Raw genomic sequence first — 23268 nt, forward strand, 5'->3', positions numbered from 1 at the left:
CACTGGTCCTGGACGACGGCGCGGTGCGCGCCGTTGTGACGCAACGGCGTTCGTTGCTGCCTGCCGGCATCACCGGGGTTTCGGGCAAGTTCTTCGGCGGCGACGTCGTCGAATTGTGCGGATCGGAAGGGGTGGTGGTGGCCCGGGGTGTGGTCGCGTACGACGCGGGTGAACTGGCCGGCATGATCGGCCGTTCCACCTCGGACCTACCCGGTGATTTACGCCGTCCGGCGGTACACGCCGACGATCTGGTAGTCGTGCAACAACTTCAGTAGGTCACTGCGCAGGCTGCAGATACAGTGAGCCCCAGACTATTTCAGTCAGGGTCGCGGCCAGCTGGGTGTCGTACTCCGACGGCTGGACCGGCAGGTTCTGGTGGCAGGCCCGCTCGACCATCCAGGTCAATGCGCTGGCGGTGGTCACCGCATGCAGCTGCGGACGGATCGACCCGTCGGCCTGGCCTTCTTCGATGACCCGCGTCAAGCGCCCGCTGACGTTGTTCAGCAGGTCGCGGTAGGCCTGCGCGGTCGTGGGGTCGTAACCGGAGACTTCGTTGAGCGCCACCAGAACTGGTTGGTGACGACGGAAATTGGCGATGATGCTGGCCATCGCCACCCGGGCGTCATCGGGATTATGCCGCCAGGCCACGTCCCACCAGCGCTCTCCACTGGTAGTCAGGTCGTCGAGTACCTGATTGGCGAGGCGGCGCAACAGGTGGCCCTTGTCTTCGAAGTAGATGTAGAAGCTGGCCCGCGAGATGCCGGCCTCGGTGGCCAGGCGATCGACGCTGAGTTCGGTGAAGCTGGTGCCGTCGCGCATCAGCCGTTCGGTGGCCTCCAACAGCCGGCGTTCCATCTGCTCTTGTCGCTGCTCACGCTCCTGCTGGCGATTGCCCTGGGATTTGCGTGTCACGGCCGGCATTCGACGAGCATAACCGACCCATGGACGTCTTGACTAGACGAAGTGTCTAAGCATATCGTCGAATCAACGGAAGGACGCATCCATGAGCACATCTGTGCAGCCCGCCACCCGCCCTTATGATGCGATCGACCTGTCCTCCAAGGCTTTTTGGTCGACGACGGCCGCCGACCGGGAACGATCTTTCGCCACATTGCGAGCCGAGCGGCCGGTCAGCTGGCAGCCGCCGGTAGAAGGCGACCTGATCGACAATCCGGCCGATCCCGGCTACTGGGCGGTGACCCGCCGTGCGGACATCGTCGAGGTCAGTCGCACCAATGAGGTGTTCCTGTCCGGCAAGGGCGTCATGTTCGCCGACATCCCCGAAGAGTTGCTGGAGGCGTCGCAGTCCTTCCTGGCGATGGACCCGCCGCGGCACACCAAACTTCGCAAGCTGGCCAGCGCGGCGTTCACCCCCCGACAGGTCCGGCGTATCGAAGATTCGATCAAACACAACGCCAAGGTCATCGTCGAGGAACTGCGGGCCGCCGGCAGCGGCGCCGACTTCGTCGACATCTGCGCCAAAGAACTGCCAATCCGCACCCTGTCGGACATGATGGGCATCCCGGAATCCGAGCGCCACCAGGTGGCAAGCGCGGCCGACGCCGTGGTCTCCTGGGCTGATCCCGAATTCCTCGACGGTCGCAACCCGCTCGAGTTGCTGTTCCAGAATCAGCTGTACCTGCACCAGGTGGCCGGAGCGCTGGCCGCGCAGCGCCGCGAACAGCCAGGGGACGATCTGTTCAGCAGCCTGGTGACCGCCGAAGTGGATGGTGATTGCCTGACCGACGCGGAGGTGGCCGCCTTCTTCGTCCTGCTCGCCGTGGCCGGCAACGACACCACCCGCCAGACCGCCAGTCACGCATTGAAGGCACTCACCGATTTTCCCGACCAAAAAGATTGGCTTTCCAGTGATTTCGACAACCGCATCGGCACAGCGGTCGAGGAGTTCATCCGGTGGGCCACCCCGGTGATGACCTTTCGCCGTACTGCGGCAAAGGATTACGAACTCGGTGGTCAGACCATCCGGGCCGGGGAGAAGGTCGCCATGTTCTACGCCTCGGGAAACTGGGACCGCGACGCCTTCGACCATCCCGAACGGTTGGACCTGGGCCGCAATCCCAATCCGCATGTGGGCTTCGGCGGTGGTGGCGTGCACTTCTGCCTCGGCGCGCACGTGGCGCGAGCACAGCTGCGTGCCCTGTTCGGCGAACTACTGCGCCAGGTGCCGGAAATTCAGGCCGGCGAACCGTCTTACGTCGTCGGCAATTTCATTCACGCCATCCGGCGCATGCCCTGCACTTTCTGACAGCTCGGCGCAACAGGAGTACAGTCGCGCACGCTTGTAGGGCTGTGCTCCTGACCCGTCCGACCACGGCGCTGTCGCCGGTCTGGTCGTCGCCAAGAATCTGTTGAGAATCCGCACAGTCGCTTCCGAGAAGCTCGTCACATCAGCGAGTTGGTCACCCTGACCGGTCGCACATGCCAGAGATTCGGAGAAGACCATGTGGGCATTGACAACATCGAACGGACTGCGCGTCGACAACATCCGGTACGAGCACGACGCCCGGATGGCCGTTCACAACCTGGGTTATCCGCGAGTCATCGGTCCCTACTCCTGGCAGGTGATCGACAATCAGGGCCGCCAGTTCGTCGCCGAGGTCAGAAGGGCGCGTTGACGCTCAGTTCGGTGACTAACAAGCTCAACATCTCCGAACAGCCCCCGTCGACCTTGACGTCAGCCAGGTCGTCACCCCGGGTGCGACCCCGATTGACGATCGCCACCGGCGTGCCGGTGGCGGCGGCGTGGCGCACGAATCGGTACCCGGAGAACACCGTCAGCGACGAACCTGCTACCAACAGGGCATCAGCCTGATCGACAAGTGAATAGGATTGAGCGACACGGTCTTTCGGTACGCTCTCACCGAAATACACGATGTCGGGTTTGAGCATGCCGCCGCACCGCGGACAGTTCAGGTAGCGGAACGAGTCGGTCTCTTCGACGACGGCGTCGGCGTCCGGAGCCACCGCCAACCCACCGACGGCTTCGGCACGTTCGGTGAAGCCCGGGTTGAGCGCTTCGAGTTCGTCCGCCAGCGCCTCGCGGCTCATGGTGAAGCTGCAGTCCAGACAGGCCACCTGCGCATAGGTGCCGTGCAGATTGATGACGTGCCGGCTGCCGGCCTTGGTGTGCAGCAGGTCGACGTTCTGGGTGATCAGCCCGGTCACCGCGCCCGCCTGCTCCAACGCGGCCAGCGCCCGATGCCCGGCATTGGGCCGGGTGTCGTCCATGTGTCGCCAGCCGACGTGGTTGCGCGCCCAGTACCGCTGCCGGAACGCGGGGTCGGAGGTGAACTGGCGGATCGTCATGGGATTGCTGGGCGGCGACTCCGGACCCCGATAGTCGGGGATGCCGGAATCGGTGGACAGCCCTGCGCCGGTGAGTACCGCCACGCGCCGACCGCTCAGCAGCGCGACCAGTTCGGGGGATTCCACCCCTTCGAGGATAGAACGCTGCGGGGGCCCGCCGAGCCGGCGACCACGGCTCGAGCAGCCCTTCGCGGTTCGGATGTTTGCCCGAACTCTGCGGGGGCAACATCGGGCGTAGTAGTGGGCCACGTGACAATGAGGGGCGATGAGCTTCTATTCCGCATATCAGCACGGGTTCGTGCGCGTCGCCGCATGCACGCACCAGACCACAATTGCCGACCCGGCAGCTAACGCCAAGTCAGTACTGGAGTTGGCGCGCGCCAGTCATGAGGAGGGTGTCGGGCTGGCGATCTTTCCGGAGCTGACGCTGACGGGATATTCGATCGAGGACATCCTGCTGCAAGATGCCTTGCTGAACGCAGTCGAGGAAGCGTTGCTCGACATCATTGCGGCGTCCGCGGACCTACTGCCCGTGCTGGTCGTCGGCGCGCCGCTGCGGCGACTGCACCGCATCTACAACACCGCTGTCGTCATTCACCGTGGCGCGGTGCTCGGGGTGGTGCCCAAGTCCTATCTGCCGACCTATCGGGAGTTCTACGAGCATCGGCAGATCGCGCCCGGGGACAGTGAGCGGGGCACGATCCGATTCAGGGACGTCGAAGCCCCGTTCGGTGCCGATCTGCTGTTCGCCGCCTCCGATGTGCCAGGCCTCGTGCTGCACGTCGAAGTCTGTGAGGACATGTTCGTTCCGGTCCCCCCCAGCGCTGAGGCGGCGCTGGCGGGCGCGACGGTGCTGGCCAATCTTTCCGGCAGTCCGATCACCATCGGGCGTGCTGAGGACCGTTGCCTGTTGGCGCGGTCCGCATCGGCGCGGTGCCTGGCCGCGTACCTCTATGCCGCGGCGGGGGAGGGCGAGTCGACAACGGACCTGGCTTGGGACGGTCAGACGATGATCTGGGAGAACGGCACCGAGCTTGCGTGTTCGGAGCGCTTTCCCAAGGGGCCGCGCCGGTCGGTCGCCGACGTCGACCTGGAGCTGCTGCGCTCCGAGCGGCTACGGATGGGCACCTTCGACGACAACCGTCGCCACCACCGGGCGACCGCCGACTCGTTCCGTCGCATCGACTTCCGGCTCGACCCACCCGACGGCGACATCGGCTTGCTGCGCAACATCGAGCGGTTTCCCTTCGTCCCGGCCAATCGTGAACGGCTGGAACAGGATTGCTATGAGGCCTACAACATCCAGGTGTCTGGCCTCGAGCAGCGGCTACGCGCACTGGATTATCCGAAGCTCGTCATCGGTGTGTCCGGAGGTTTGGATTCCACCCACGCCCTGATCGTCGCGGCCAAGGCGATGGATCGGGAGGAGCGTCCCCGCAGCGACATCCTGGGATTCACCTTGCCCGGCTTCGCCACCGGCGATCACACCAAGAACAACGCGATCAAACTCGGTGAAGCGTTGGGAATCACCTTCGAGGAGATCGACATCCGCGAAACCGCCAACCGCATGTTCGAGGAGATCGGCCACCCGTTCGCCCGCGGCGAGAAGGTCTACGACGTCACCTTCGAGAACGTGCAAGCGGGACTGCGCACCGATTATCTGTTCCGCTTGGCCAACCAGCGCGGCGGCATAGTCCTTGGCACCGGCGACCTTTCGGAGCTGGCACTGGGGTGGTCGACGTATGGCGTCGGCGATCAGATGTCGCACTACAACGTCAACGGCGGTGTACCCAAGACGCTCATTCAGCACCTGATCCGGTGGGTCATCTCGTCCGAGCAGTTCGAGCAGGAGGTGTCCGATGTGCTGCAGTCGGTCGTCGACACCAAGATCACCCCGGAACTGGTGCCTGCCGGCGAGGAGGAAGACCTGCAGAGCAGCGAGGAGAAGGTCGGACCGTATGCACTGCAGGATTTTTCGCTCTTCCAAGTACTGCGGTACGGATTCCGGCCTTCCAAGATCGCCTTCCTGGCCTGGCATGCCTGGCACGATCCCGACCAAGGCGAATGGCCGCCCGGATTTCCCGAGCAGAATCGCCCCTCCTATTCGTTGAGCGAAATCAGGCACTGGCTTGAGGTTTTCGCGAAGCGGTTCTACTCGTTCAGCCAATTCAAGCGCTCTGCATTGCCCAATGGCCCCAAGGTGTCTCACGGCGGGTCACTCTCGCCGCGCGGGGATTGGCGTGCGCCGTCGGACATGTCGGCACGGATCTGGCTCGACGAGATCGAGCGAGAGATCCCCGAAGACTGAGCTTCCCGCACTCCTGACGTCACCACCACACGAGCACCGCGGGTAAATCACAGGCCGACTCCGCATCACCTTTCGGTGAAGGCGCGGACACAGCAAGGCCTCACTTCTGCGCGGAGTCCCGCTAGCGGCAGCCCGCGAACTAGTGTGCACCAAGATCGGAGACCCGTAACGAACCGGCGGCAGAAGGGAAGCCGATTGACGTCGGCTGAGCCAACAGAGGCAGCACCGGAGATTGAGAGTGCTCCGGGTAAGAAGCGCGCCACCGGGTTCCTGTCTCGCATCCGCTCCCGGGTAAGTATCCAGTCTAAAATACTTGTCGCCCTACTACTCTCGAGCATCCTGTCGGTGGCGGTGATCGGCCTCATCGGTGCTCTCTCCGGCCGCAGTGCGTTGCGGGAAGTCGAGTCCGAGCGGCTCATCGAGTTGCGCGAATCCCAGAAGCGCCAGATCGACGCGCTGTTCTCGGAAGTGGCCAACTCTCTGGACGTCTACAGCGGCGGATTCAGCGTCAACCAGGCTGTGCTGGCGCTCACCGCGGGGTTCAGTCAACTGGCTACCGCGACGATCAACCCCGCCCAGCAGCAGGCGATCACGAGCTATTACGACAACCAGATGATCAAGCCCGTCAAGCAGGTGACCGGGGAGGAGATCGATCTCAACGCAGTCCTGCCGAATACCAACTCCCAGAAGTACCTGCAGGCCAACTACACCGCCGCGGTGCGCCCCAACTCGGAGCCGGTGCTGGATGCCGGCGACGGCAGCGCCTGGTCGGCGGCCAACGCGCGCTACGACTTTTACATGCGTGACATCGTCAACCGGTTCGACTACCGGGATGCGCTGTTGTTCGACCTGGACGGCAATGTCGTGTACTCGGTCCGCAAGGGGCCGGACCTCGGCACCAATATCCTGACCGGGCCCTATCGGGAATCCAATCTGCGTGATGCGTACCGGAAAGCGTTGCGGTCCAACGATGTCGAGTACGTCTGGATCACCGACTTCCAGCCCTACCAGCCCGCGCTGGGCGCTCCGACCGCGTGGGCGGTCTCACCCATCGGCATCGACGGCAAGATCGACGGCGTGATGGCGTTGCCGTTGCCGATCGCCAAGATCAACAAGATCATGACCGCCGACAAGCATTGGCAAGCCGCCGGGATGGGTGCGGCGACCGAGACGTACCTGACCGGTCCCGATGGCCTGATGCGTTCGGATTCGCGGCTTTTCCTGGAAGATCCCAAAGAGTACCGGCATCAGGTGATCGCCACCGGCACGTCGTCCGAAATTCCGGACCGGGCGATGAAACTGGGCGCACCACGCTGGTGCAGCCGGTCAAGAGTGCCGGCGTGCAGGCCGCGCTGCGCGGCGAGACCGGCGTCATGCGCGGCACCGACTACACCGGCAACCAAGAGCTGGAAGCCTATGCGCCGTTGGACATTCCGAACTCCGACCTGCACTGGGCGATCCTGGCAACCCGGGATGATTCGGACGCCTTCGCGCGGTTGGGACGGTTCAGCAAGACGCTGGCGGTCGCGGTCACGGCGATGATCTTTGTGATCAGTGTGGCTTCGATGCTCATTGCGCAGGCCGCTGTTCGCCCGTTGCGGCGGTTGGAGCTGGGCACCCAGAAAATCAGTTCCGGTGACTACGAGGTCACGATCCCGATCACGTCGCGTGACGAAATCGGAGATCTCACCAATGCTTTCAACGAAATGAGTCGCAATCTTGCGATCAAGGAAGAGCTTCTCAACGAGCAACGCCGAGAAAACGACCGGCTACTGCTGGCATTGATGCCGGAGTCCGTCGTCCAGCGCTATCGCGAGGGGGAGGCCACCGTCGCGCAAATGCATCAGGACGTTGCCATCATCTTCGCCGACATCGTCGGGGTCGACGAGATCTCCAACGACCTGACCGGACAGGAACTGGTCGAAGTCGTCGACGATCTGTTCCGTCAGTTCGATGCGGCGGCCGAAGCCCGCGGCGTCGAACGGATTCGAACCTTTCACAACGGCTATCTCGCCAGCTGCGGCGTCATCACACCGCGGCTCGACAGCATCCACCGCAGCATCGAATTCGCGCTCGAAATGCGGCGGGTCATCGAGCGTTTCAACAGCAAGAGTCGGCACGTGCTGGGCCTGCGCGTCGGCATCAACACGGGAAACGTCGTCAGCGGACTGGTTGGCCAGTCCGGACTCGTCTACGACATGTGGGGCGCGGCGGTGAGCCTCGCATACCAGATGCACAGCGGCGCACCGCAACCCGGCATCTATGTGGCGGCACAGGTGTACGAGGCGATGCGTGACACCCGTAAGTTCACACCGGCCGGCACCATTCTGGTTGGCGGTACCGAACAGACGATCTACCGGCTGATCGAGCGACAATGACGAATCCGCTGCATTCTTCGTGGTTCTATTGGGCACTTGCGGTGGCGATCGGCTTTCCGCTCGGGTTGATCCTGCTCACCGAACTGCAACACTCGCTCGTTCGCCGACGGAGTCGGCTCACCCGGCAGGTCAGCATGGTGCGCAACTGGCTGCTGCCGCTCGGTGCGCTGTTGCTGCTGCTGGTCAAGACTTCCCAGATTCCGGCCGGCGACGCCCCGGTTCGCTTACTCACCACGCTGTTCGGGTTCCTGGTCCTGGTGCTGTTGCTATCCGGGCTCAATGCAACCGTGTTCGAAGGTGCGCCCGAAGAGAGTTGGCGCAAGCGGGTTCCGGCGATCTTCCTCGACGTCGCCCGCTTCGCGCTGATCGGGCTCGGCCTGGCCGTGATCCTGTCCTACATCTGGGGCGTCCGCGTCGGCGGCGTCTTCACCGCCCTGGGCATCACGTCGGTGGTCATCGGGTTGATGCTGCAGAACTCCGTCGGCCAGATCGTGTCGGGTTTGTTCATGCTGTTCGAACAGCCGTTCCGGATCAACGACTGGTTGGACACCCAGACGGCGCGGGGACGCGTCATCGAAGTGAACTGGCGGGCCGTACACATTCAGACCGGCAGCGGACTGCGGATCATGCCGAACTCGATGCTGGCCAGCACGGCGTTCACCAACCTCAGCCGCCCGGCGGGCCCGCACAAGTGCTCGATCACCACCACCTTCGCCACCACGGACCCGCCGGACCAGGTGTGCGCCATGCTGTCGACGGTCGCCAGCGGGCTGCCGCTCATCCAGGCCGGTACCGTTCCGGCCTCGATCGCCCTGGGCGGCGGCGAATACCGCACTACGCTCATGGTCACCTCACCGGCCGACGAAGGAGCCACGCAGTCGACCTTCCTGCGCTGGATCTGGTACACCGCGCGGCGGCAGCAACTGCACCTCGACGGCGCCGAGGATGATTTCTCGACGCCCGCCCGGGTCATGGAAGCCCTGCGCACGGTGGTGGCGAGCGAGCTGCGGCTCACCCTGACCGACCAGCAGTTCCTCGCCCCGTACGCCAGAATCGTGCGGTACGGCGCGGACGAGGTCGTGCAGTACCCGGGAGCGGTGCCCACTGCGATGACCTTCCTCATCGCCGGCAGAGTGCGACTGACCGTGACCGACGAGGACGGCGTGATGGTGCCGGTCTCGACTCTGGATGAAGGTTCTTTCATCGGTGTCACCGCGCTGACTCGGCAACCCAACGTGGCGGGTGCGTATGCGCTCGACGAAGTGACCGCGCTGGAGATCGACCGCGAATACCTGGAAAAGATCGTGATGAACAAGCCGATGCTGCTCCAGGACCTGGGCCGAATCATCGAGGAACGGCAAAGTACCGCGCGGCGCATCTCCCGGCGGGAGAGGGTCAGCTGACCCTCCAGGGGCCCGACCTCAGCACCCTGTAACGGTGGTCGAAGCAGAAGTCCGGCTGACCCAGCCCGACTGAGTGGCATTAAGCCCGATACCCTGGGCTAATGAGTGTGCAAGCCCACGCCCGCAGCGTGCCGGCACCCGATCTGCGCCTGGAGGTGCACGATGCCGCCCGACGCGCCCGGGTGGCTGCCCGCGTTCTGGCCGCAACGCCCACGGTGGTCAAAGACCGCGCGTTGCACGCTGCGGCGGACGAGATCCTGGCCGACGTCGAGGCGATCCTCGCCGCCAATGCCGAGGACCTGGACGTCGCCGGGCGAGCCGGCACTCCGGCCGCGATGCTCGACCGGCTGGCATTGAGTCCGCAGCGGATCGACGGCATTGCCGCCGGTCTGCGTCAGGTCGCGGGACTGCCCGACCCGGTCGGCGAGGTGCTGCGCGGGTCCACCCTGCCCAATGGTCTGCAGCTGCGCCAGCAGCGGGTTCCGCTCGGCGTGGTCGGGATGATCTACGAGGGCCGCCCCAACGTCACGGTCGACGCGTTCGGTCTCACCCTGAAGTCCGGCAACGCGGCCCTGCTGCGCGGCAGCTCCTCAGCCGCGCGATCCAACGAGGCCCTGGTCACCGTGCTGCGTCGCGCGTTGGTCGGCCACTGCCTGCCGGCCGACGCTGTCCAGCTGCTGTCCTCGGCCGACCGGGCCACCGTCACGCACCTCATCCAGGCGCGCGGCCTGGTGGACGTGGCCATCCCGCGCGGCGGCGCCGGACTCATCGAAGCGGTGGTGCGGGACGCGCAGGTTCCCACCATCGAGACCGGCGTCGGCAACTGTCACGTCTACGTCCACCACGCCGCCGACCTCGACGTCGCCGAGCGAATCCTGCTGAACTCCAAGACGCGCCGGCCCAATGTCTGCAACGCCGCGGAGACCTTACTGGTCGACGCCGCGATCGCCGGGCAGGCGATGCCGCGGCTGCTCAGTGTCCTGCAGGACGCCGGCGTCACCGTGCATCTCGACGCCGGCGAGGAGGACCTGCGTCGGGAATATCTCGCGATGGACATCGCGGTGGCCGTGGTCGACGGTGTCGAGGGCGCCATCGCGCATATCAACGAGTTCGGCACCGGGCACACCGAAGCCATCGTGACTACCGATCTTGCTGCCGCGCAACGTTTTACCGAGCAGGTGGACGCCGCGGCGGTGATGGTGAACGCGTCGACCGCGTTCACCGACGGTGAGCAGTTCGGGTTCGGCGCCGAGATCGGCATCTCCACCCAGAAGCTGCACGCCCGCGGCCCGATGGGGTTGCCGGAGCTGACCTCGACCAAGTGGATTGTGTGGGGTGACGGCCACACCCGTCCGGCCTGAACCCTAGGAGTCATAGATGAGCGTGCCCGCGCGGCCCGTGCCGCTGTTCGCCGACATCGCCGACGTCTCGCGCCGGCTGGCCGAGACCGGTTACCTGCCCGACACCGCTACTGCCACTGCGGTTTTCCTGGCCGACCGGCTCGGCAAGCCGTTGTTGGTGGAGGGCCCGGCCGGGGTCGGCAAGACCGAACTGGCGCGGGCGATTGCGCAGGCGACCGACTCCGGTCTGGTCCGTCTGCAGTGCTACGAGGGCGTCGACGAGGCCCGCGCGCTGTACGAGTGGAACCACGCCAAGCAGATCCTGCGAATCCAGGCCGGCTCGGGTGACTGGCAGGCCACCAAGGACGACGTGTTCAGCGAGGAGTTCCTGCTGCAACGGCCATTGCTGACGGCGATCCGCCGCACCGAACCCACGGTGTTGCTGATCGACGAAACCGACAAGGCGGACATCGAGATCGAAGGTCTGCTGCTGGAGGTGCTTTCAGACTTCGCGGTGACCGTCCCCGAACTCGGCACCATCACCGCGACGCGAACACCGTTGGTGGTGCTGACCTCCAACGCCACCCGCGAACTGTCCGAGGCCCTCAAACGTCGTTGTCTGTTCCTGCACATCGACTTTCCGACCCCGGAGCTGGAACGTCGGATCCTGCTGTCCCGGGTGCCCGAACTGCCGCAACACCTCGCCGAGGAACTGGTGCGCATCATCGGGGTGATGCGCGGGATGCAGCTCAAGAAGGTGCCGTCGATAGCCGAGACCATCGACTGGGGCCGCACGCTGCTGGCGCTGGGGATGGACACCATCGACGACGCGGTCGTCGCCGCCACCCTCGGGGTGGTACTCAAACACCAGTCCGACCAGCAGCGCGCGGCCGGAGAACTAAGGCTCAACTGATGGCTACCCGACGCATCCGGCCCAGCCGGCCACTCGCCCCACACGGGTTGCCCGGACACTTGGTCGGGTTCGTGGAAGCGCTTCGCGGCAGCGGGATTTCGGTGGGCCCGTCGGAGACGGTGGACGCCGGACGGGTGATGGCCACGCTGGGGTTGGGTGACCGTGAGGTGCTGCGCGAAGGGTTGGCGTGTGCGGTGTTGCGCCGACCGGAGCATCGGGAGACCTACGACGCCATGTTCGATCTGTGGTTTCCCGCTGCGCTGGGCGCCCGCGCCGTGGTCACTGAAGGTGACGGGTCCGAAGACCCGGACGCGCTGCCGCCCGACGATGTCGAGGCAATGCGCCAGTTGCTGCTGGACCTGCTCACCGAGCACCCTGAACTCGCCGACATGGACCAGCGGCTGGTGCAGATGATCGCCCGCATCGTGGAGGCCTACGGCAAATACAATTCCAGCCGCGGCCCGTCGTTTTCCTCCTACCAGGCGCTCAAGGCGATGGCGCTGGACGAGTTGGAGGGCAAGCTGCTGGCCGGGTTGCTCGCCCCCTACGGCGACGAGCCCACCCCGAGTCAGGAACAGATCGCCAAAGCGCTTGCTGCGCAGCGTATCACGCAGTTGCGCAAGATGGTCGACGCGGAGACCAAGCGTCGGACCGCCGAGCAACTGGGCCGGGAGCATGTGCAGATGTACGGCATTCCGCAGCTTTCCGAGAACGTCGAGTTCCTGCGCGCGTCGGGTGACCAGCTGCGCCAGATGCGCCGCGTGGTCGCGCCGCTCGCGCGCACCCTGGCGACCCGGCTGGCTGTGCGGCGGCGTCGCTCCCGCGCGGGATCGATCGACCTGCGCAAGACGCTGCGCAAGTCGATGTCCACCGGCGGCGTGCCGATCGACGTGGTGCTCAAGAAGCCCCGTCCAGCGCGCCCGGAACTGGTGGTGTTGTGCGACGTGTCCGGGTCGGTCGCCGGGTTCAGTCATTTCACGTTGTTGTTGGTTCATGCGCTGCGACAGCAGTTTTCCCGCGTCCGGGTGTTCGCCTTCATCGACACCACCGACGAGGTGACGCACATGTTCGGTCCGGAGGCCGATCTGGCGGTGGCTATTCAGCGGATCACCCGCGAGGCGGGTGTGTATGCCCGCGACGGGCACTCCGACTACGGCAATGCATTCGTCACATTCATGCAGGGCAACCCGAATGTGCTGTCGCCGCGCAGTTCGTTGTTGATCCTCGGCGACGGCCGCACCAACTACCGCAACCCGGCGGTGGACGTGCTCGACGACATGGTCACCGCCGCCCGGCATGCGCACTGGCTCAACCCGGAGCCCAAACACCTCTGGGGCAGCGGTGATTCGGCCGTACCGCGCTACCAGGACGTGATCACCATGCACGAATGCCGGTCGGCCAAGCAGCTGGCAGCCGTGATCGATCAGTTGCTGCCCGTCTGAGTTCAGCTGGTTTTGCGGAACACCAACCAGCGCATCTCGATCGGGCTGTTCTCGCGCTCGACGGGAAACACGTCCAATCCGCTGACCCACGCCGCATACCAACTGGTTTGCGGCCACCCACCGGGCGGCAGATGGGCCTGCTCGTAGTCGTACACCGACTCGTCGGAGATCAGTTCGAGAGGCAGACCGGCCACTGCGTCGTCGAGTTCCTGGCGGGTGAAAATGCTGGTGTACGCCTGTTGCCCGAATTCACGTGTGGCACTGTCGAGTTCGAAACCGTTGCGGGTCAGGAATGCGTTGAACACCAACTGCGCGCCGGGAGCCAGGCATTCGGCGGCGAGCTCGAGCAGGCCGCGTAACTGCTGCGTGGTCCGGAAATCGGACACCACCTCGGACAGCGTGATCAGTTGATAGTCGCGCCGCAGGTCATCGGTGGTCTCGAAAACATTGCGCACGATGATGCGTACGTCGAGCTGTTCCTGACGCGCCTGCGTGCGGATGATTTCGGCGAACTTGGGCGTCAGCTCCACCACATCGACCGGATGCCCGCGCCGGGCCAGTGGCAGCGCGTTTCGTCCGGTGCCCGCACCGATTTCGAGTATCCGATGTGTGGTGGGATCGGTGGCTTCGCCGGCCAACGCCCAGACACGGGCGTCGGGCTGGGTGCCGAACAACGGTGGCTCGCGAGTGGCGATCCAGTTCTCGTAAGCCTCGGCCACGGTGAACCATCGAGCGTTGACCTGATAGTGCAGCGTCGGGCCGACGGGGGCGTTGTAGGAGATGACGATGTTCGAACGATGCGAGATGGAATAGGCCTCCGCCAGTTGGCCTTCCAGCACCTTGCGCAGATGGGCCAGCTCGTCTTCGTTGAATTCCCGTCCGACCCCGCTGAAGATCCGGCTGCACATCTGCACGTATTCCTCGAGCATGCTCGGAATAGCCGGCAGCGATATCTCACCGGTGACCACCGATCGGGTGTAGACCCGCTTGGTCATGGCGTCTCGCCACTGCTGCGCCTGATCTGTTGTTGGCAGCGAATTTTCCACAGACTCCTTGTACACGATCGAAGCTCCCGATGGGGCGCCATCGCACCAAAAGGACGTCTCGGTTCAGCTGAGCAACTCGATCTGCACATTCAATGCGCGGTAAACCTCCAGTGCCCGCCGGTCGCGGGTGGCGAGTGGTAGGCGGTGCTCATTGGCCGAGGCGCCGACCAGGGCGTCATACACGGTGCCGCCGGCGATGCCGATCGTTCCCAGATCGTCAAGCAGTGCGGTGGCCGCGCGCGCACCGAGATATCTGGTTTCCGGGAATGTCTGGGCGAGCAATCGTGCGACGGTCGCCGCGGTCCGGCGGGCCGGCGGCGGCAACCTGGTGAGCACCGAGAACGTTTCGAAAGCGGCGTGTCCCGCCAACCCCAGGTCGCACCCGCGCAGCGCGCGGAAGGTCTGCTCGTGCTGGGCATGGTCGGCGACGACGAGCGCAACCGCGACGCTGGTGTCGACCAGCAGCGTGCCGGATCTAGCGCTGGCCGGCATCGCGCAGCGTCCGCACCACGGCGTCGTCGATGTCGGCCCCACCCGCCGGAATCACCAGACGGCCGTCCCGCTCCCCGAGTGACTCCCCGGCGATGGGTTCGACTCGCAGGGCCGCACCGTCGGCCGTCACCTCCACCTCGCCCGGTCGCAGGCCCAGCTGATCCCGCAATGGCTTAGGAATAACCAATCGACCTGCCTTGTCAATGGTTGCACGCATGCCTAGAGAATACCGTGACCGCTGCTCCAGTAAGCTGGCACACCATGCAAACGCGGCTGCGCAGGCTGGGAGTGATGGGTGGGACGTTCGATCCCATTCATTACGGCCACCTGGTCGCTGCCAGCGAGGTGGCCCATGCGTTCGCGCTCGACGAAGTGGTGTTCGTGCCCAGCGGCCAGCCGTGGCAGAAATCCCGCAATGTGTCCGCCGCTGAGGACCGGTATCTGATGACGGTGATCGCCACCGCATCCAACCCCCGCTTCTCGGTGAGCCGCGTCGACATCGACCGCGGCGGTCCCACCTACACCAAGGACACGCTGCGGGAACTGCGCACCCTGAACCCCGATGCCGAGCTGTACTTCATCACCGGAGCCGACGCGCTGGCCTCGATCCTGTCCTGGCAACGCTGGGAGGAACTGTTCGAGCTGGCGCGGTTCATCGGGGTCAGCCGGCCGGGCTACGAGCTGAGCCAGGACCACATCACCGGCGTGCTGAGCGATCTGCCGGAGGATGCGCTGACGCTGATCACCGTTCCTGCGCTGGCCATCTCGTCGACCGACTGCCGGGAGCGCGCCGCGCAGCGCCGGCCGCTGTGGTACCTGATGCCCGACGGCGTCGTGCAGTACGTCTCCAAGCGGCATCTCTACCGGGCACCCGAGGAAAGCGAGGACCCGGCCGCCCGCAGCCTGGCCGCCGGTAAAAGCACATGAGCGCAAATCAGGAAGCGATCGACATGGCCACGGTGGCCGCCCACGCTGCGGCCGCCAAGCTCGCCGACGACGTGCTGGTCATCGATGTCTCCGGCCAGCTGGTCATCACCGACTGCTTCGTGATCGCTTCGGCGTCCAACGAGCGCCAGGTCAATGCAATCGTCGACGAAGTGGAAGAGAAGATGCGCCAGGCCGGTCACAAACCGGCCCGCCGCGAGGGGGCGCGGGAAGGCCGCTGGACCCTGCTGGACTACCGCGACATCGTCGTGCACATCCAGCACCAGGACGACCGCAACTTCTATGCGCTGGACCGGCTATGGGCAGACTGCCCCGTGGTTCCGGTGGACCTGTCCGACCCGGAGGTGGACGCGCCATGACCGCGCGCCGGTTGGTGATGCTCCGACACGGGCAGACCGACTACAACCTGGGCAGCCGCATGCAGGGTCAGCTCGACACGGACCTGAGTGAGCTGGGCCGCGCTCAGGCGGTTGCGGCGGCAGAGGTGCTGGGCAAATTGCAGCCGCTGCTGATCGTGTCGTCGGACTTGCGCCGCGCCTATGACACCGCGACCAGCCTGGGGGAGCAGACCGGACTGCCGGTGCGGGTGGACGCGCGACTGCGTGAGACCCACCTCGGCGAGTGGCAGGGTATGACGCACAGCCAGATTGACGCCGACGTTCCGGGGGCCCGGCTGGCGTGGCGCGAAGACGCCCGCTGGGCACCGCACGGCGGGGAGAGCAGAGTCGACGTCGCCGCCCGCAGTGTGCCGCTGGTCGCGGAGTTGGTCGCCGGCGCGCCCGAGTGGGGGGATGCGGGCGCCCCGGAGCGCCCCGTGGTCCTGGTCGCGCACGGCGGCCTGATCGCCGCGCTGTCGGCGGCGCTGTTGAAGTTGCCGGTCGCCAACTGGCCGATCCTGGGTGGCATGGGCAACTGCAGTTGGGTGCAACTGTCCGGGCATTCCGAGGGTGGCGCCGGCTTCGACGAGATCGGGTGGCGGTTGGACGTGTGGAACGCCTCGGCGCAGGTGTCCAACGATGTCCTCTGAATACCGACCGGTCGGTAAACCGACCCTGTTGATCTTCGCCGACTCGCTGTCCTACTACGGGCCCACCGGTGGCCTGCCAGCAGACGATCCGCGCATCTGGCCCAATATCGTTGCCGCTGAACTGGGTTGGGATGTCGACTTGATCGGGCGCATCGGGTGGACCTGTCGTGACGTGTGGTGGGCAGCGACTCAGGACCCCCGCTCCTGGGCTGCGCTGCCCCGGGCCGGCGCGGTGATCTTCGCTACCAGTGGGATGGACTCACTGCCGTCGGTGTGGCCGACCGCGTTGCGTGAGTTGATCCGGTACGTGCGCCCGCCCCGGTTGCGGCGCTGGGTCCGCGACGGATACGGCTGGCTCCAGCCACGGTTTTCGCCGGTGGCCAGGCCCGCCCTTCCTCCCCGGTTGACCGCCTATTACCTGGAAAAAACCCGCGGTGCAATCGATTTCAACCGGCCTGGCATTCCGATTGTGGCGTCGCTGCCGTCGGTGCACATGGCCGAGACATACGGCAAGGCGCACCACGGGCGCGCGGGAACCGTCGCAGCGATCACCGAATGGGCCCAACAGCATGATGTTCCGTTGGTGGACCTCAAAGCCGCTGTCGCGGATGAGATCATGAGCGGGCGAGGAAATCCCGACGGCATTCACTGGAACTTCGAAGCGCATCAGGCGGTCGCCGAACTGATGCTCAAGGCGCTGGCCGAAGCCGTGCAGAAGACTGGCGCACCGAGCGAGAAATCCCACCGACCGTGAGCCGCGCCGGTGACGATGCAGAGCGTAGCGATGGGAAGGAGCGGCGCCGGTGACCGTCGTCGTGGTCACTGACAGCTCGTCGCGGATTCCGGTCGATCTGCGCGACACGTGGGGTATCCGGGAGGTCCCGCTGCACATCCTGCTCGATGACGCGGACCTGCGTGACGGCGTGGACGACATCCCCGCCGACATCCACAAGCGCAACGCCACCACCGCGGCAGCGACTCCTGCCGAGCTCGGGGGCGCCTACGAACAGGCGCTGGCCGACAGCGGCGGTGACGGCGTTGTGGCAGTGCATATTTCGTCGGGACTGTCCGGAACCTACCGGGCCGCCGAACTCGTCGCCACCGACCTCGGACCGGCGGTACGGGTGATCGATTCCAAATCGACGGCAATGGGCACCGGATTCCTGGCGCTGGCCGCCGCGCGCGCCGCTGCGGCGGGCGAGGATCTGGCTGCCGTCGCCGCTGCCGCAGCGTCCGGGGTGTCGCGGACGCACGCCTATATGGTGGTGCACCGGCTGGACAATCTGCGCCGCAGCGGCCGGATCGGCGGTGCCAAGGCGTGGTTGGGCACCGCCCTGTCGCTCAAGCCACTGTTGCACATCGACGATGGAAATCTGGTTCTGGCACAACGGATCCGGACTACCCGGGGCGCTCTCACGGCGCTGGTCGATCAGGTGTGTGAATTGGTGGGGGAGCACCCGGCTGCGCTCGCGGTGCACCATGTCGCCAACCCGGCGGGCGCGCAGGACCTGGCGGCGGCGCTGGCCGAACGGCTACCGAAGTGTGAACCGGCGATCGTCACGCCGTTGGGTCCGGTGCTTGCGCTGCACGTCGGCGACGGAGCGATTGCGGTGTGTCTCCAACTGGCCGAATAGTTTTCGGCGCATCAGATTCGCCGGTCGAAGACCGTGGTACCCGTCGCGTCGTTGTTCCAGAAGCCGATGGGTGGATTGGCGGTGATCACCGTCCGGGTGTAGCGGGGTCGGGGGCGCGGTGGCCGTGTCACCATAGCTGGGTGAGTGACGACCGGGTCCACTATGCGCGCAACGGCGACGTACACCTCGCGTACCGGGTCTTCGGCGACTCCGGACCGACGGTCGTCTGGGTACCGGGGTGGGTGGTCAGCAATGTCGACGTGATCGACGAACCGGGCAGTCCGTACGCGCGCAGCATCGAACGCTTCGCCGAACGGGTCCGGTGCGTCGTGTGGGACCGGCGTGGCACCGGTCTCTCCGATCCTGCGACGCACCTGCTGTCCCTGGACGAACGCGTCGAAGATCTGCTGGCGATCCTCGACGCGGTCGGACTCGATCGGGCCGCACTCATGGGTACCAGTGAAGGTGGATCGGTAAGCGTCCTGTTTGCCGCGTCCCATCCCGATCGCGTCAGCTTGCTGGGCCTGTACGGCACTGCCGCACGTTTCTTGCAGGATCTGCCTGATTTCCCGTGGGGTTTCACCCCCGCCGAGATGCGGTCACAGCTCACCGTGATCGAACACGACTGGGGCCGAGGAGCATTGGTGGAGCTCTTTTACGGTGAAGCGGCCGAGGTCCCCGGCGTGCGTGAGCTGTTCGGCAAGCTGCAGCGATCGATTTCGAGTCCCTCGATGGCGAAGCTGTGGTGGCAGGCGTTCATGGAGTCAGATGTTCGTTCCGTACTGCCTGCAGTCCGCGTTCCCACCCTGGTTCTCGCACGTCCGGGTGATCAACTGGTGCCGGTCGAATCCGCGGCGGCGTTGGCGGCCGCCATTCCGAACGCTCAGTTTCATCGCTTGCCGCCCGGCCCCCACACCCCGTTCGACATCATCGACGTCTACTGCCAGCGGGTGCTTGACTTCTTCACCGGGGAGTCCGGTGCCCCGGTCGACGAACGCGTGCTCAAGACCGTGCTGTTCACCGACATCGTGAGTTCGACCGAAAAGCTCAGTGCCATGGGAGATTCCAGGTGGCGCCAGCGGCTCGACAGCCACGACAGCGTGGTCGACAGTTCGCTGGCCCGCTTTGGCGGTACTCGCGCCAAGCACACCGGCGACGGCGTATTCGCTCTGTTCGATGGGCCGACGAAAGCGGCTCGTTGCGCGTTGCAGCTGGTGCCGGCCCTTGCCGCCCAAGGCATCCCGATCCGTGCCGGCCTGCACACCGGCGAATGTGAGCGCCGAGGCGAGGAGTGGAGCGGTTTGGCAGTCCACATCGGCGCACGCGTCGGCGCGCTGGCCGGCGCCGGCGACGTGCTCGCGAGTCGCACGGTGCGCGACCTGTCCGCCGGCTCCGGTCTACGCTTCAAAAGCCTTGGGCCGCAACAACTCAAGGGCGTTCCGGAACAGATCGAGGTCTACCGGGTCAGCACAACCTGACCGGCTGCGAGGTCACGTCCGGGCGAAGGTGCGTCGGGCGTTGTCGCCGCGCGGATGCACCACTTGCGGCCACCAGAACCAGCGCCCGAGCAGCGTGGCGATCGACGGCATCAGCAAGGTGCGCACGATCAGAGTGTCCAGCAGCAGACCGATACAGACGGTGGACCCGAACTGGCCGAGCACTCGCAGGTCACTGCCCAGCATGGAAGCCATGGTGAACGCGAACACCAGTCCGGCCGCCGTCACCACTCCGCCGGTGCCGGCCATCGACCGGATGATCCCGGTTTTCAGCCCGGCGTGGATCTCCTCTTTGAACCGGGAGACCAGCAACAGGTTGTAGTCCGACCCGACGGCCAACAGGATGATCACCGACAACGCCATTACGATCCAGTGGATCCGGATGCCGAACAGGTCCTGCCAGATCAGCACCGACAACCCGAAGGACGCCGCGATGGAACTGGCCGCGGTTCCGACGATGACCATCGACGCAACCACACTGCGGGTGAGCAGCAGCATGATCATGAAGATCAGCGTCAGGGCCGACACCACGGCGATCATCAGGTCGTACTTGGCGCCGTCATGCATGTCCTTGAAGGTGGCGGCGGTACCACCGAGATATACCAGCGCATTCGACAGCGAGGACTGTTTGAGGCCTTCCTGCGCGGCCGTGCGCTCCGCATCCACCCGGGCAATGCCTTCGGGCGACATCGGATCACCCTGGTGGGTGATGAAGAAGCGTGCCGACTTTCCGTCCGGCGACAGGAACATCCGGAGGCCGGTCTGGAAGTCCGGGTTGTCGAACGCTTCCGGCGGCAGGTAGAACATGTCGTCGTTTTTGGCAGTGTCGAAACTCTGCCCCATCACAATCGCGGTGTCGCTCAGCGACTTCATCTGATCGAGCATGGCCTTGAACGTGGCCTGCATTGTCAGTGTCAACGCTTTCGTCGTCTTCATGGTGGTGATCATCGGCGGGATCAACACCAGCATCTGGTGGGTGGCCGCGGCGGTCCGCTGAATGTCCTTGGTCAGTTCGTCGAATTGTCCTGCGAGCTGGTCGAATCCGTCCAGCGACTCGAACAGTGACCGCAACGACCAACAGATCGGGATGTCGAAGCAGTGCTTCTCCCAGTAGAAGTAACTGCGGATCGGACGCCAGAAGTCGTCGAAGTCGGCGATGTGGTCGCGCAGTCGGTTGGTGATCTCGGCGGTTTCGGCCGTGGTCTTGGCGCTGTCGTCGGCGGCACTGGAGAGATCCTGCGTCACCTTGTACATGCGCTGCATCGTTTCGATCATGAACTGCATCTGGTCGGCCATCTTGGTGATGTCAGCCATTCGGTCCTGCAGGAAGGCCATGTTCTGCATCGTGGTCTGGCTCTGCATGCTGTTCTGAAAAGGTATGGAGCTGTGCTGGATTGGGATGCCCAGCGGTCTGGTGATGTCCTGCACCATCGCGATGCCCACGGTGCGCATCACGTTCTTGGCGACTCGGTCCAGCACCAGCATGTCGGCCGGGTTGCGCATGTCGTGGTCGGCCTCGACCATCAACATGTCCGGGTTCATCCGCGCCTCGGAGAAGTGCCGGTTCGCGGCCTCCTGGCCTTGGTTGGACGGGGCGGCGGTCGGCAGATAGAAACGGTCGTTGTAACTGGTCTTGAAGCTCGGCAACGCAACCATGCCGATCAGGACGACCGCGGTGCTGACCGCGAGAACCGGTGCGGGCCAACGCACCACCGCGGTGCCGACCCGTCGCCACATGCGTCCCTGCTTAGCTGCCCGCTTGGACTCGAACAGGTGCAGCTTGCTGCCCACGAAGACCACCGCGGGACCCAATGTGACGCCGGCCAGCACCACCACCAGCATCCCGATCGCCACCGGTGCACCCATGGTGTTGAACCAGGGGAGCCGCGCGAAACTCAGGCAGTAGGTGGCGCCCGCGATCGTCAAACCCGAGCCCAGCACCACGGGGGCCACGCCGCGAAATGTCGTGTAGTAGGCGGTTTCCCGGTCCTCACCGGCGCGCAGCGCTTCCTGATATCGCCCGACCAGGAAGATTCCGTAGTCGGTACCGGCGGCGATCGCGAGCATGGTGAGGATGTTCGCAGCGAACGTGGTGAGCCCGAATGCGTTGTGGTAGGCCAATACCGCGACGACGCCGCGCGCAGAAGCCAGTGCGACGAACGTCATGAACAACTGGATCAGCGTGGTGACGATGGATCGGTAGACCAGTAGCAGCATGATGGCGATCGCGCCCAGCGTGAACAGGGTGATCTTGGCCAGACTGGCGTTGCCTATCACATGCATGTCGTCGCTGAGCGCAGCCGGGCCGGTGACGTAGACCTTCAGCCCGGCCGGCACCGCGTTTTTGTCGATGACCTTGCGTACCGCTTCCACCGATTCGTTGGCTTCGGTGGTGCCTTGATTGCCACCCAGATTCAACATCACGTAGGCGCCCTTGGCGTCGGCGCTCTGGGCGCCGGCCGCGGTCAGCCGGTCGCCCCAGAAGTCCTGGATGTGCTGAACGTGTTTGGGCTGCTCGCGAAGCTGACGAATCAGGTTGTCGTAGTAGCGGTGCGCCTCGTCGCCCAGCGGTCCCTGGCTCTCCAGCACGATCATCACGGTGCTGTTGGAGTCGAACTCCTTGAAGTTGTGGCCCAGGCGCATCATCGCTTTCATCGACGGCGCGTCCAGCGGGGTCATCGGGGCGGAATGCTGCTCGCCGACGACTTCCAGTGACGGGACGACGACGTTCACCAGCACCGTGACGAACACCCAGGCCAGGATGATCGGGATCGCGAAGAGGCGGATGGCGTGCGGGATGGCGGGGCGGTGCGGGCGGGCAGCGGGCGCGGTGGTGTCGGCGCGGTCCTGCACGTTGATCGGGCCGGTCGCCGCACCCCGGGTGTCTTCGAGGTTGCTCATGCGGACTTCACCAGGCAGAAGGTCTGCGGGTTGACGCCGTCGGAGTTCTTCTGCTCCTTGACGATTCCGTCCACGGTGATACGGCAGCCGATCTGGCTGCCGTCGGACTGGGCCATGATGTTGGCACTCACCGAGGGCAGCGTCGTCGAGATGGTGAACGACCACGGCAACGTCGCGGCATTGACCTGGTGGGTGTTGGCGTCGGCGTCCCAATAGTTGATGTTGGCGGTAGCGCCGGGCGAGCCATAGATGTCGTACGTGACGACCTTGGGGTTGAACTGCACGATCTCGATCCCGGCGCCGGCGTTGGCATTGAGATCCTGGGAGCCGAATATCTTGTGAAGCCGCGACACGGCCAGGCTCGCGACGGCGAGCACCACCACCAGGACCAACGGGATCCACGCTCGTTTGAGCAGGCGGGCAGCGGTACCTCCGAGCGAACCAGTCTTCAACGCCACCGCCCAGCCACCGCCTTCCGCACGCCGATCGCACGATGCAACATCTGATCGAAGAGCTTGCTTCCCACCCGCCGGACATTGCCGAGGAGAATCTTTGCTCGGCTAAGTATGCTAACCCTTAGTGCACGCGAGCGTTCCTCGGGGTGGCCGCGACGTGT

The 23268-nt window shown here is 65.1% G+C and carries 22 protein-coding genes and 1 pseudogene; 15 read left to right on the forward strand and 8 right to left on the reverse strand.

Annotated elements, in window-relative coordinates; all coding sequences use genetic code 11:
• Positions 1-275, forward strand: a 275-nt coding sequence (locus tag AC5Y5Z_RS23780; protein WP_499927889.1) for a PUA domain-containing protein, incomplete at its 5' end; no start/stop codon positions are given.
• 1 nt (position 276) lies between these two features.
• Here the strand turns inward: AC5Y5Z_RS23780 and AC5Y5Z_RS23785 are convergent.
• Positions 277-921 carry a TetR/AcrR family transcriptional regulator gene (locus tag AC5Y5Z_RS23785; protein WP_463824848.1) on the reverse strand — a complete coding sequence of 215 codons (645 nt, stop codon included), beginning with the start codon at positions 919-921 and terminating at the stop codon, positions 277-279.
• 82 nt (positions 922-1003) lie between these two features.
• Between AC5Y5Z_RS23785 and AC5Y5Z_RS23790 the strand changes: the two genes are divergently transcribed.
• Positions 1004-2266 (forward strand): cytochrome P450, encoded by a 1263-nt coding sequence (locus AC5Y5Z_RS23790; protein ID WP_499927891.1) that lies wholly within the window; start codon positions 1004-1006, stop codon positions 2264-2266.
• A gap of 205 nt (positions 2267-2471) precedes the next feature.
• Positions 2472-2636 (forward strand): hypothetical protein, encoded by a 165-nt coding sequence (locus AC5Y5Z_RS23795; RefSeq protein ID WP_463824846.1) that lies wholly within the window; start codon positions 2472-2474, stop codon positions 2634-2636.
• Here AC5Y5Z_RS23795 and AC5Y5Z_RS23800 read toward each other — a convergent pair.
• Positions 2620-3453: an NAD-dependent protein deacetylase gene (locus AC5Y5Z_RS23800; RefSeq protein ID WP_499927893.1), complete on the reverse strand. Its 834-nt coding sequence runs from the start codon at positions 3451-3453 to the stop codon at positions 2620-2622. The two genes, AC5Y5Z_RS23795 and AC5Y5Z_RS23800, sit on opposite strands and share 17 nt — an antisense overlap.
• A 139-nt stretch (positions 3454-3592) precedes the next feature.
• On the opposite strand from AC5Y5Z_RS23800, the gene AC5Y5Z_RS23805 reads away from it, so the two are divergent.
• The 6 genes and pseudogenes from AC5Y5Z_RS23805 to AC5Y5Z_RS23830 all read left to right on the forward strand — a co-directional run bounded on the left by AC5Y5Z_RS23805 (position 3593) and on the right by AC5Y5Z_RS23830 (position 13111).
• Positions 3593-5635, forward strand: a complete 2043-nt coding sequence (locus tag AC5Y5Z_RS23805; protein ID WP_463824844.1) for an NAD(+) synthase — start codon at positions 3593-3595, stop codon at positions 5633-5635.
• A gap of 195 nt (positions 5636-5830) precedes the next feature.
• Positions 5831-8013, forward strand: a pseudogene (locus tag AC5Y5Z_RS23810) (adenylate/guanylate cyclase domain-containing protein).
• Positions 8010-9416, forward strand: a complete 1407-nt coding sequence (locus AC5Y5Z_RS23815; RefSeq protein ID WP_499927895.1) for a mechanosensitive ion channel domain-containing protein — start codon at positions 8010-8012, stop codon at positions 9414-9416. The pseudogene AC5Y5Z_RS23810 and the gene AC5Y5Z_RS23815 overlap by 4 nt, the downstream one beginning before the upstream one ends.
• Positions 9417-9517: 101 nt before the next feature.
• The gene (locus tag AC5Y5Z_RS23820) at positions 9518-10777 is read left to right on the forward strand and encodes a glutamate-5-semialdehyde dehydrogenase (protein WP_499927897.1); all 1260 of its coding nucleotides are present in this window, start codon (positions 9518-9520) and stop codon (positions 10775-10777) included.
• Between the two features lie 16 nt (positions 10778-10793).
• Positions 10794-11669, forward strand: coding sequence for an AAA family ATPase (locus AC5Y5Z_RS23825; RefSeq protein WP_463824840.1), 876 nt, complete (start codon positions 10794-10796; stop codon positions 11667-11669).
• A complete protein-coding gene (locus AC5Y5Z_RS23830) occupies positions 11669-13111 on the forward strand; it encodes a vWA domain-containing protein (RefSeq protein WP_499927899.1) in 1443 nt (480 codons plus the stop codon). The genes AC5Y5Z_RS23825 and AC5Y5Z_RS23830 overlap by 1 nt, the downstream gene beginning before the upstream one ends.
• A gap of 2 nt (positions 13112-13113) precedes the next feature.
• On the opposite strand, the gene AC5Y5Z_RS23835 is transcribed toward AC5Y5Z_RS23830, so the two are convergent.
• The 3 genes from AC5Y5Z_RS23835 to AC5Y5Z_RS23845 all read right to left on the reverse strand — a co-directional run bounded on the left by AC5Y5Z_RS23835 (position 13114) and on the right by AC5Y5Z_RS23845 (position 14866).
• Positions 13114-14106, reverse strand: a complete 993-nt coding sequence (locus AC5Y5Z_RS23835; protein WP_463824945.1) for a class I SAM-dependent methyltransferase — start codon at positions 14104-14106, stop codon at positions 13114-13116.
• A 114-nt stretch (positions 14107-14220) separates the two neighbouring features.
• A complete protein-coding gene (locus AC5Y5Z_RS23840; RefSeq protein WP_463824838.1) occupies positions 14221-14649 on the reverse strand; it encodes a type II toxin-antitoxin system VapC family toxin in 429 nt (142 codons plus the stop codon).
• Positions 14633-14866 (reverse strand): AbrB/MazE/SpoVT family DNA-binding domain-containing protein, encoded by a 234-nt coding sequence (locus AC5Y5Z_RS23845; protein WP_499927901.1) that lies wholly within the window; start codon positions 14864-14866, stop codon positions 14633-14635. Before AC5Y5Z_RS23845 ends, AC5Y5Z_RS23840 begins: the two co-directional genes overlap by 17 nt.
• Before the next feature lie 44 nt (positions 14867-14910).
• Here AC5Y5Z_RS23845 and nadD point away from each other — a divergent pair, with 44 nt between their 5' ends.
• Genes nadD through AC5Y5Z_RS23870 form a run of 5 tightly spaced genes read left to right on the forward strand, consistent with a single transcriptional unit; the run spans position 14911 to position 18255 of the window.
• Entirely contained in the window at positions 14911-15576 is a 666-nt protein-coding gene (nadD, locus tag AC5Y5Z_RS23850) for a nicotinate-nucleotide adenylyltransferase (protein WP_463824836.1), read from the forward strand.
• Entirely contained in the window at positions 15573-15953 is a 381-nt protein-coding gene (gene rsfS, locus AC5Y5Z_RS23855) for a ribosome silencing factor (protein WP_463824835.1), read from the forward strand. Before nadD ends, rsfS begins: the two co-directional genes overlap by 4 nt.
• A complete protein-coding gene (gene gpgP / locus AC5Y5Z_RS23860; protein ID WP_463824834.1) occupies positions 15950-16621 on the forward strand; it encodes a glucosyl-3-phosphoglycerate phosphatase in 672 nt (223 codons plus the stop codon). The genes rsfS and gpgP overlap by 4 nt, the downstream gene beginning before the upstream one ends.
• Positions 16611-17375, forward strand: a complete 765-nt coding sequence (gene octT / locus AC5Y5Z_RS23865) for a diglucosylglycerate octanoyltransferase (RefSeq protein ID WP_499927904.1) — start codon at positions 16611-16613, stop codon at positions 17373-17375. Before gpgP ends, octT begins: the two co-directional genes overlap by 11 nt.
• Before the next feature lie 49 nt (positions 17376-17424).
• Positions 17425-18255 carry a DegV family protein gene (locus AC5Y5Z_RS23870; protein ID WP_499927906.1) on the forward strand — a complete coding sequence of 277 codons (831 nt, stop codon included), beginning with the start codon at positions 17425-17427 and terminating at the stop codon, positions 18253-18255.
• Positions 18256-18266: 11 nt separating this feature from the next.
• Here AC5Y5Z_RS23870 and AC5Y5Z_RS23875 read toward each other — a convergent pair whose 3' ends face one another.
• Positions 18267-18389: a hypothetical protein gene (locus AC5Y5Z_RS23875; protein ID WP_499927908.1), complete on the reverse strand. Its 123-nt coding sequence runs from the start codon at positions 18387-18389 to the stop codon at positions 18267-18269.
• A 6-nt stretch (positions 18390-18395) separates the two neighbouring features.
• On the opposite strand from AC5Y5Z_RS23875, the gene AC5Y5Z_RS23880 reads away from it, so the two are divergent.
• Complete coding sequence (locus AC5Y5Z_RS23880) at positions 18396-19733, forward strand: adenylate/guanylate cyclase domain-containing protein (protein ID WP_499927910.1); 1338 nt, start codon at positions 18396-18398, stop codon at positions 19731-19733.
• 12 nt (positions 19734-19745) lie between these two features.
• Here AC5Y5Z_RS23880 and AC5Y5Z_RS23885 read toward each other — a convergent pair whose 3' ends face one another.
• Positions 19746-22652, reverse strand: coding sequence for an MMPL/RND family transporter (locus AC5Y5Z_RS23885; RefSeq protein WP_499927912.1), 2907 nt, complete (start codon positions 22650-22652; stop codon positions 19746-19748).
• Positions 22649-23068 (reverse strand): MmpS family transport accessory protein, encoded by a 420-nt coding sequence (locus AC5Y5Z_RS23890; protein WP_499927928.1) that lies wholly within the window; start codon positions 23066-23068, stop codon positions 22649-22651. The genes AC5Y5Z_RS23885 and AC5Y5Z_RS23890 overlap by 4 nt, the downstream gene beginning before the upstream one ends.
• Between the last annotated feature and the right edge of the window lie 200 nt (positions 23069-23268).

The organism is Mycobacterium sp. NGS29 (assembly GCF_059812965.1).

Bases quoted from the DNA above. Each gene is read 5' to 3' on its own strand.
- AC5Y5Z_RS23785 (WP_463824848.1), bottom strand. From the start codon at position 921: ATGCCGGCCGTGACACGCAAATCCCAGGGCAATCGCCAGCAGGAGCGT.
- AC5Y5Z_RS23790 (WP_499927891.1), top strand. From the start codon at position 1,004: ATGAGCACATCTGTGCAGCCCGCCACCCGCCCTTATGATGCGATCGAC.
- AC5Y5Z_RS23805 (WP_463824844.1), top strand. From the start codon at position 3,593: ATGAGCTTCTATTCCGCATATCAGCACGGGTTCGTGCGCGTCGCCGCA.
- AC5Y5Z_RS23815 (WP_499927895.1), top strand. From the start codon at position 8,010: ATGACGAATCCGCTGCATTCTTCGTGGTTCTATTGGGCACTTGCGGTG.
- AC5Y5Z_RS23820 (WP_499927897.1), top strand. From the start codon at position 9,518: ATGAGTGTGCAAGCCCACGCCCGCAGCGTGCCGGCACCCGATCTGCGC.
- AC5Y5Z_RS23825 (WP_463824840.1), top strand. From the start codon at position 10,794: ATGAGCGTGCCCGCGCGGCCCGTGCCGCTGTTCGCCGACATCGCCGAC.
- AC5Y5Z_RS23830 (WP_499927899.1), top strand. From the start codon at position 11,669: ATGGCTACCCGACGCATCCGGCCCAGCCGGCCACTCGCCCCACACGGG.
- AC5Y5Z_RS23835 (WP_463824945.1), bottom strand. From the start codon at position 14,106: ATGACCAAGCGGGTCTACACCCGATCGGTGGTCACCGGTGAGATATCG.
- AC5Y5Z_RS23840 (WP_463824838.1), bottom strand. From the start codon at position 14,649: ATGCCGGCCAGCGCTAGATCCGGCACGCTGCTGGTCGACACCAGCGTC.
- AC5Y5Z_RS23845 (WP_499927901.1), bottom strand. From the start codon at position 14,866: ATGCGTGCAACCATTGACAAGGCAGGTCGATTGGTTATTCCTAAGCCA.
- nadD (WP_463824836.1), top strand. From the start codon at position 14,911: ATGCAAACGCGGCTGCGCAGGCTGGGAGTGATGGGTGGGACGTTCGAT.
- rsfS (WP_463824835.1), top strand. From the start codon at position 15,573: ATGAGCGCAAATCAGGAAGCGATCGACATGGCCACGGTGGCCGCCCAC.
- gpgP (WP_463824834.1), top strand. From the start codon at position 15,950: ATGACCGCGCGCCGGTTGGTGATGCTCCGACACGGGCAGACCGACTAC.
- octT (WP_499927904.1), top strand. From the start codon at position 16,611: ATGTCCTCTGAATACCGACCGGTCGGTAAACCGACCCTGTTGATCTTC.
- AC5Y5Z_RS23875 (WP_499927908.1), bottom strand. From the start codon at position 18,389: ATGGTGACACGGCCACCGCGCCCCCGACCCCGCTACACCCGGACGGTG.
- AC5Y5Z_RS23885 (WP_499927912.1), bottom strand. From the start codon at position 22,652: ATGAGCAACCTCGAAGACACCCGGGGTGCGGCGACCGGCCCGATCAAC.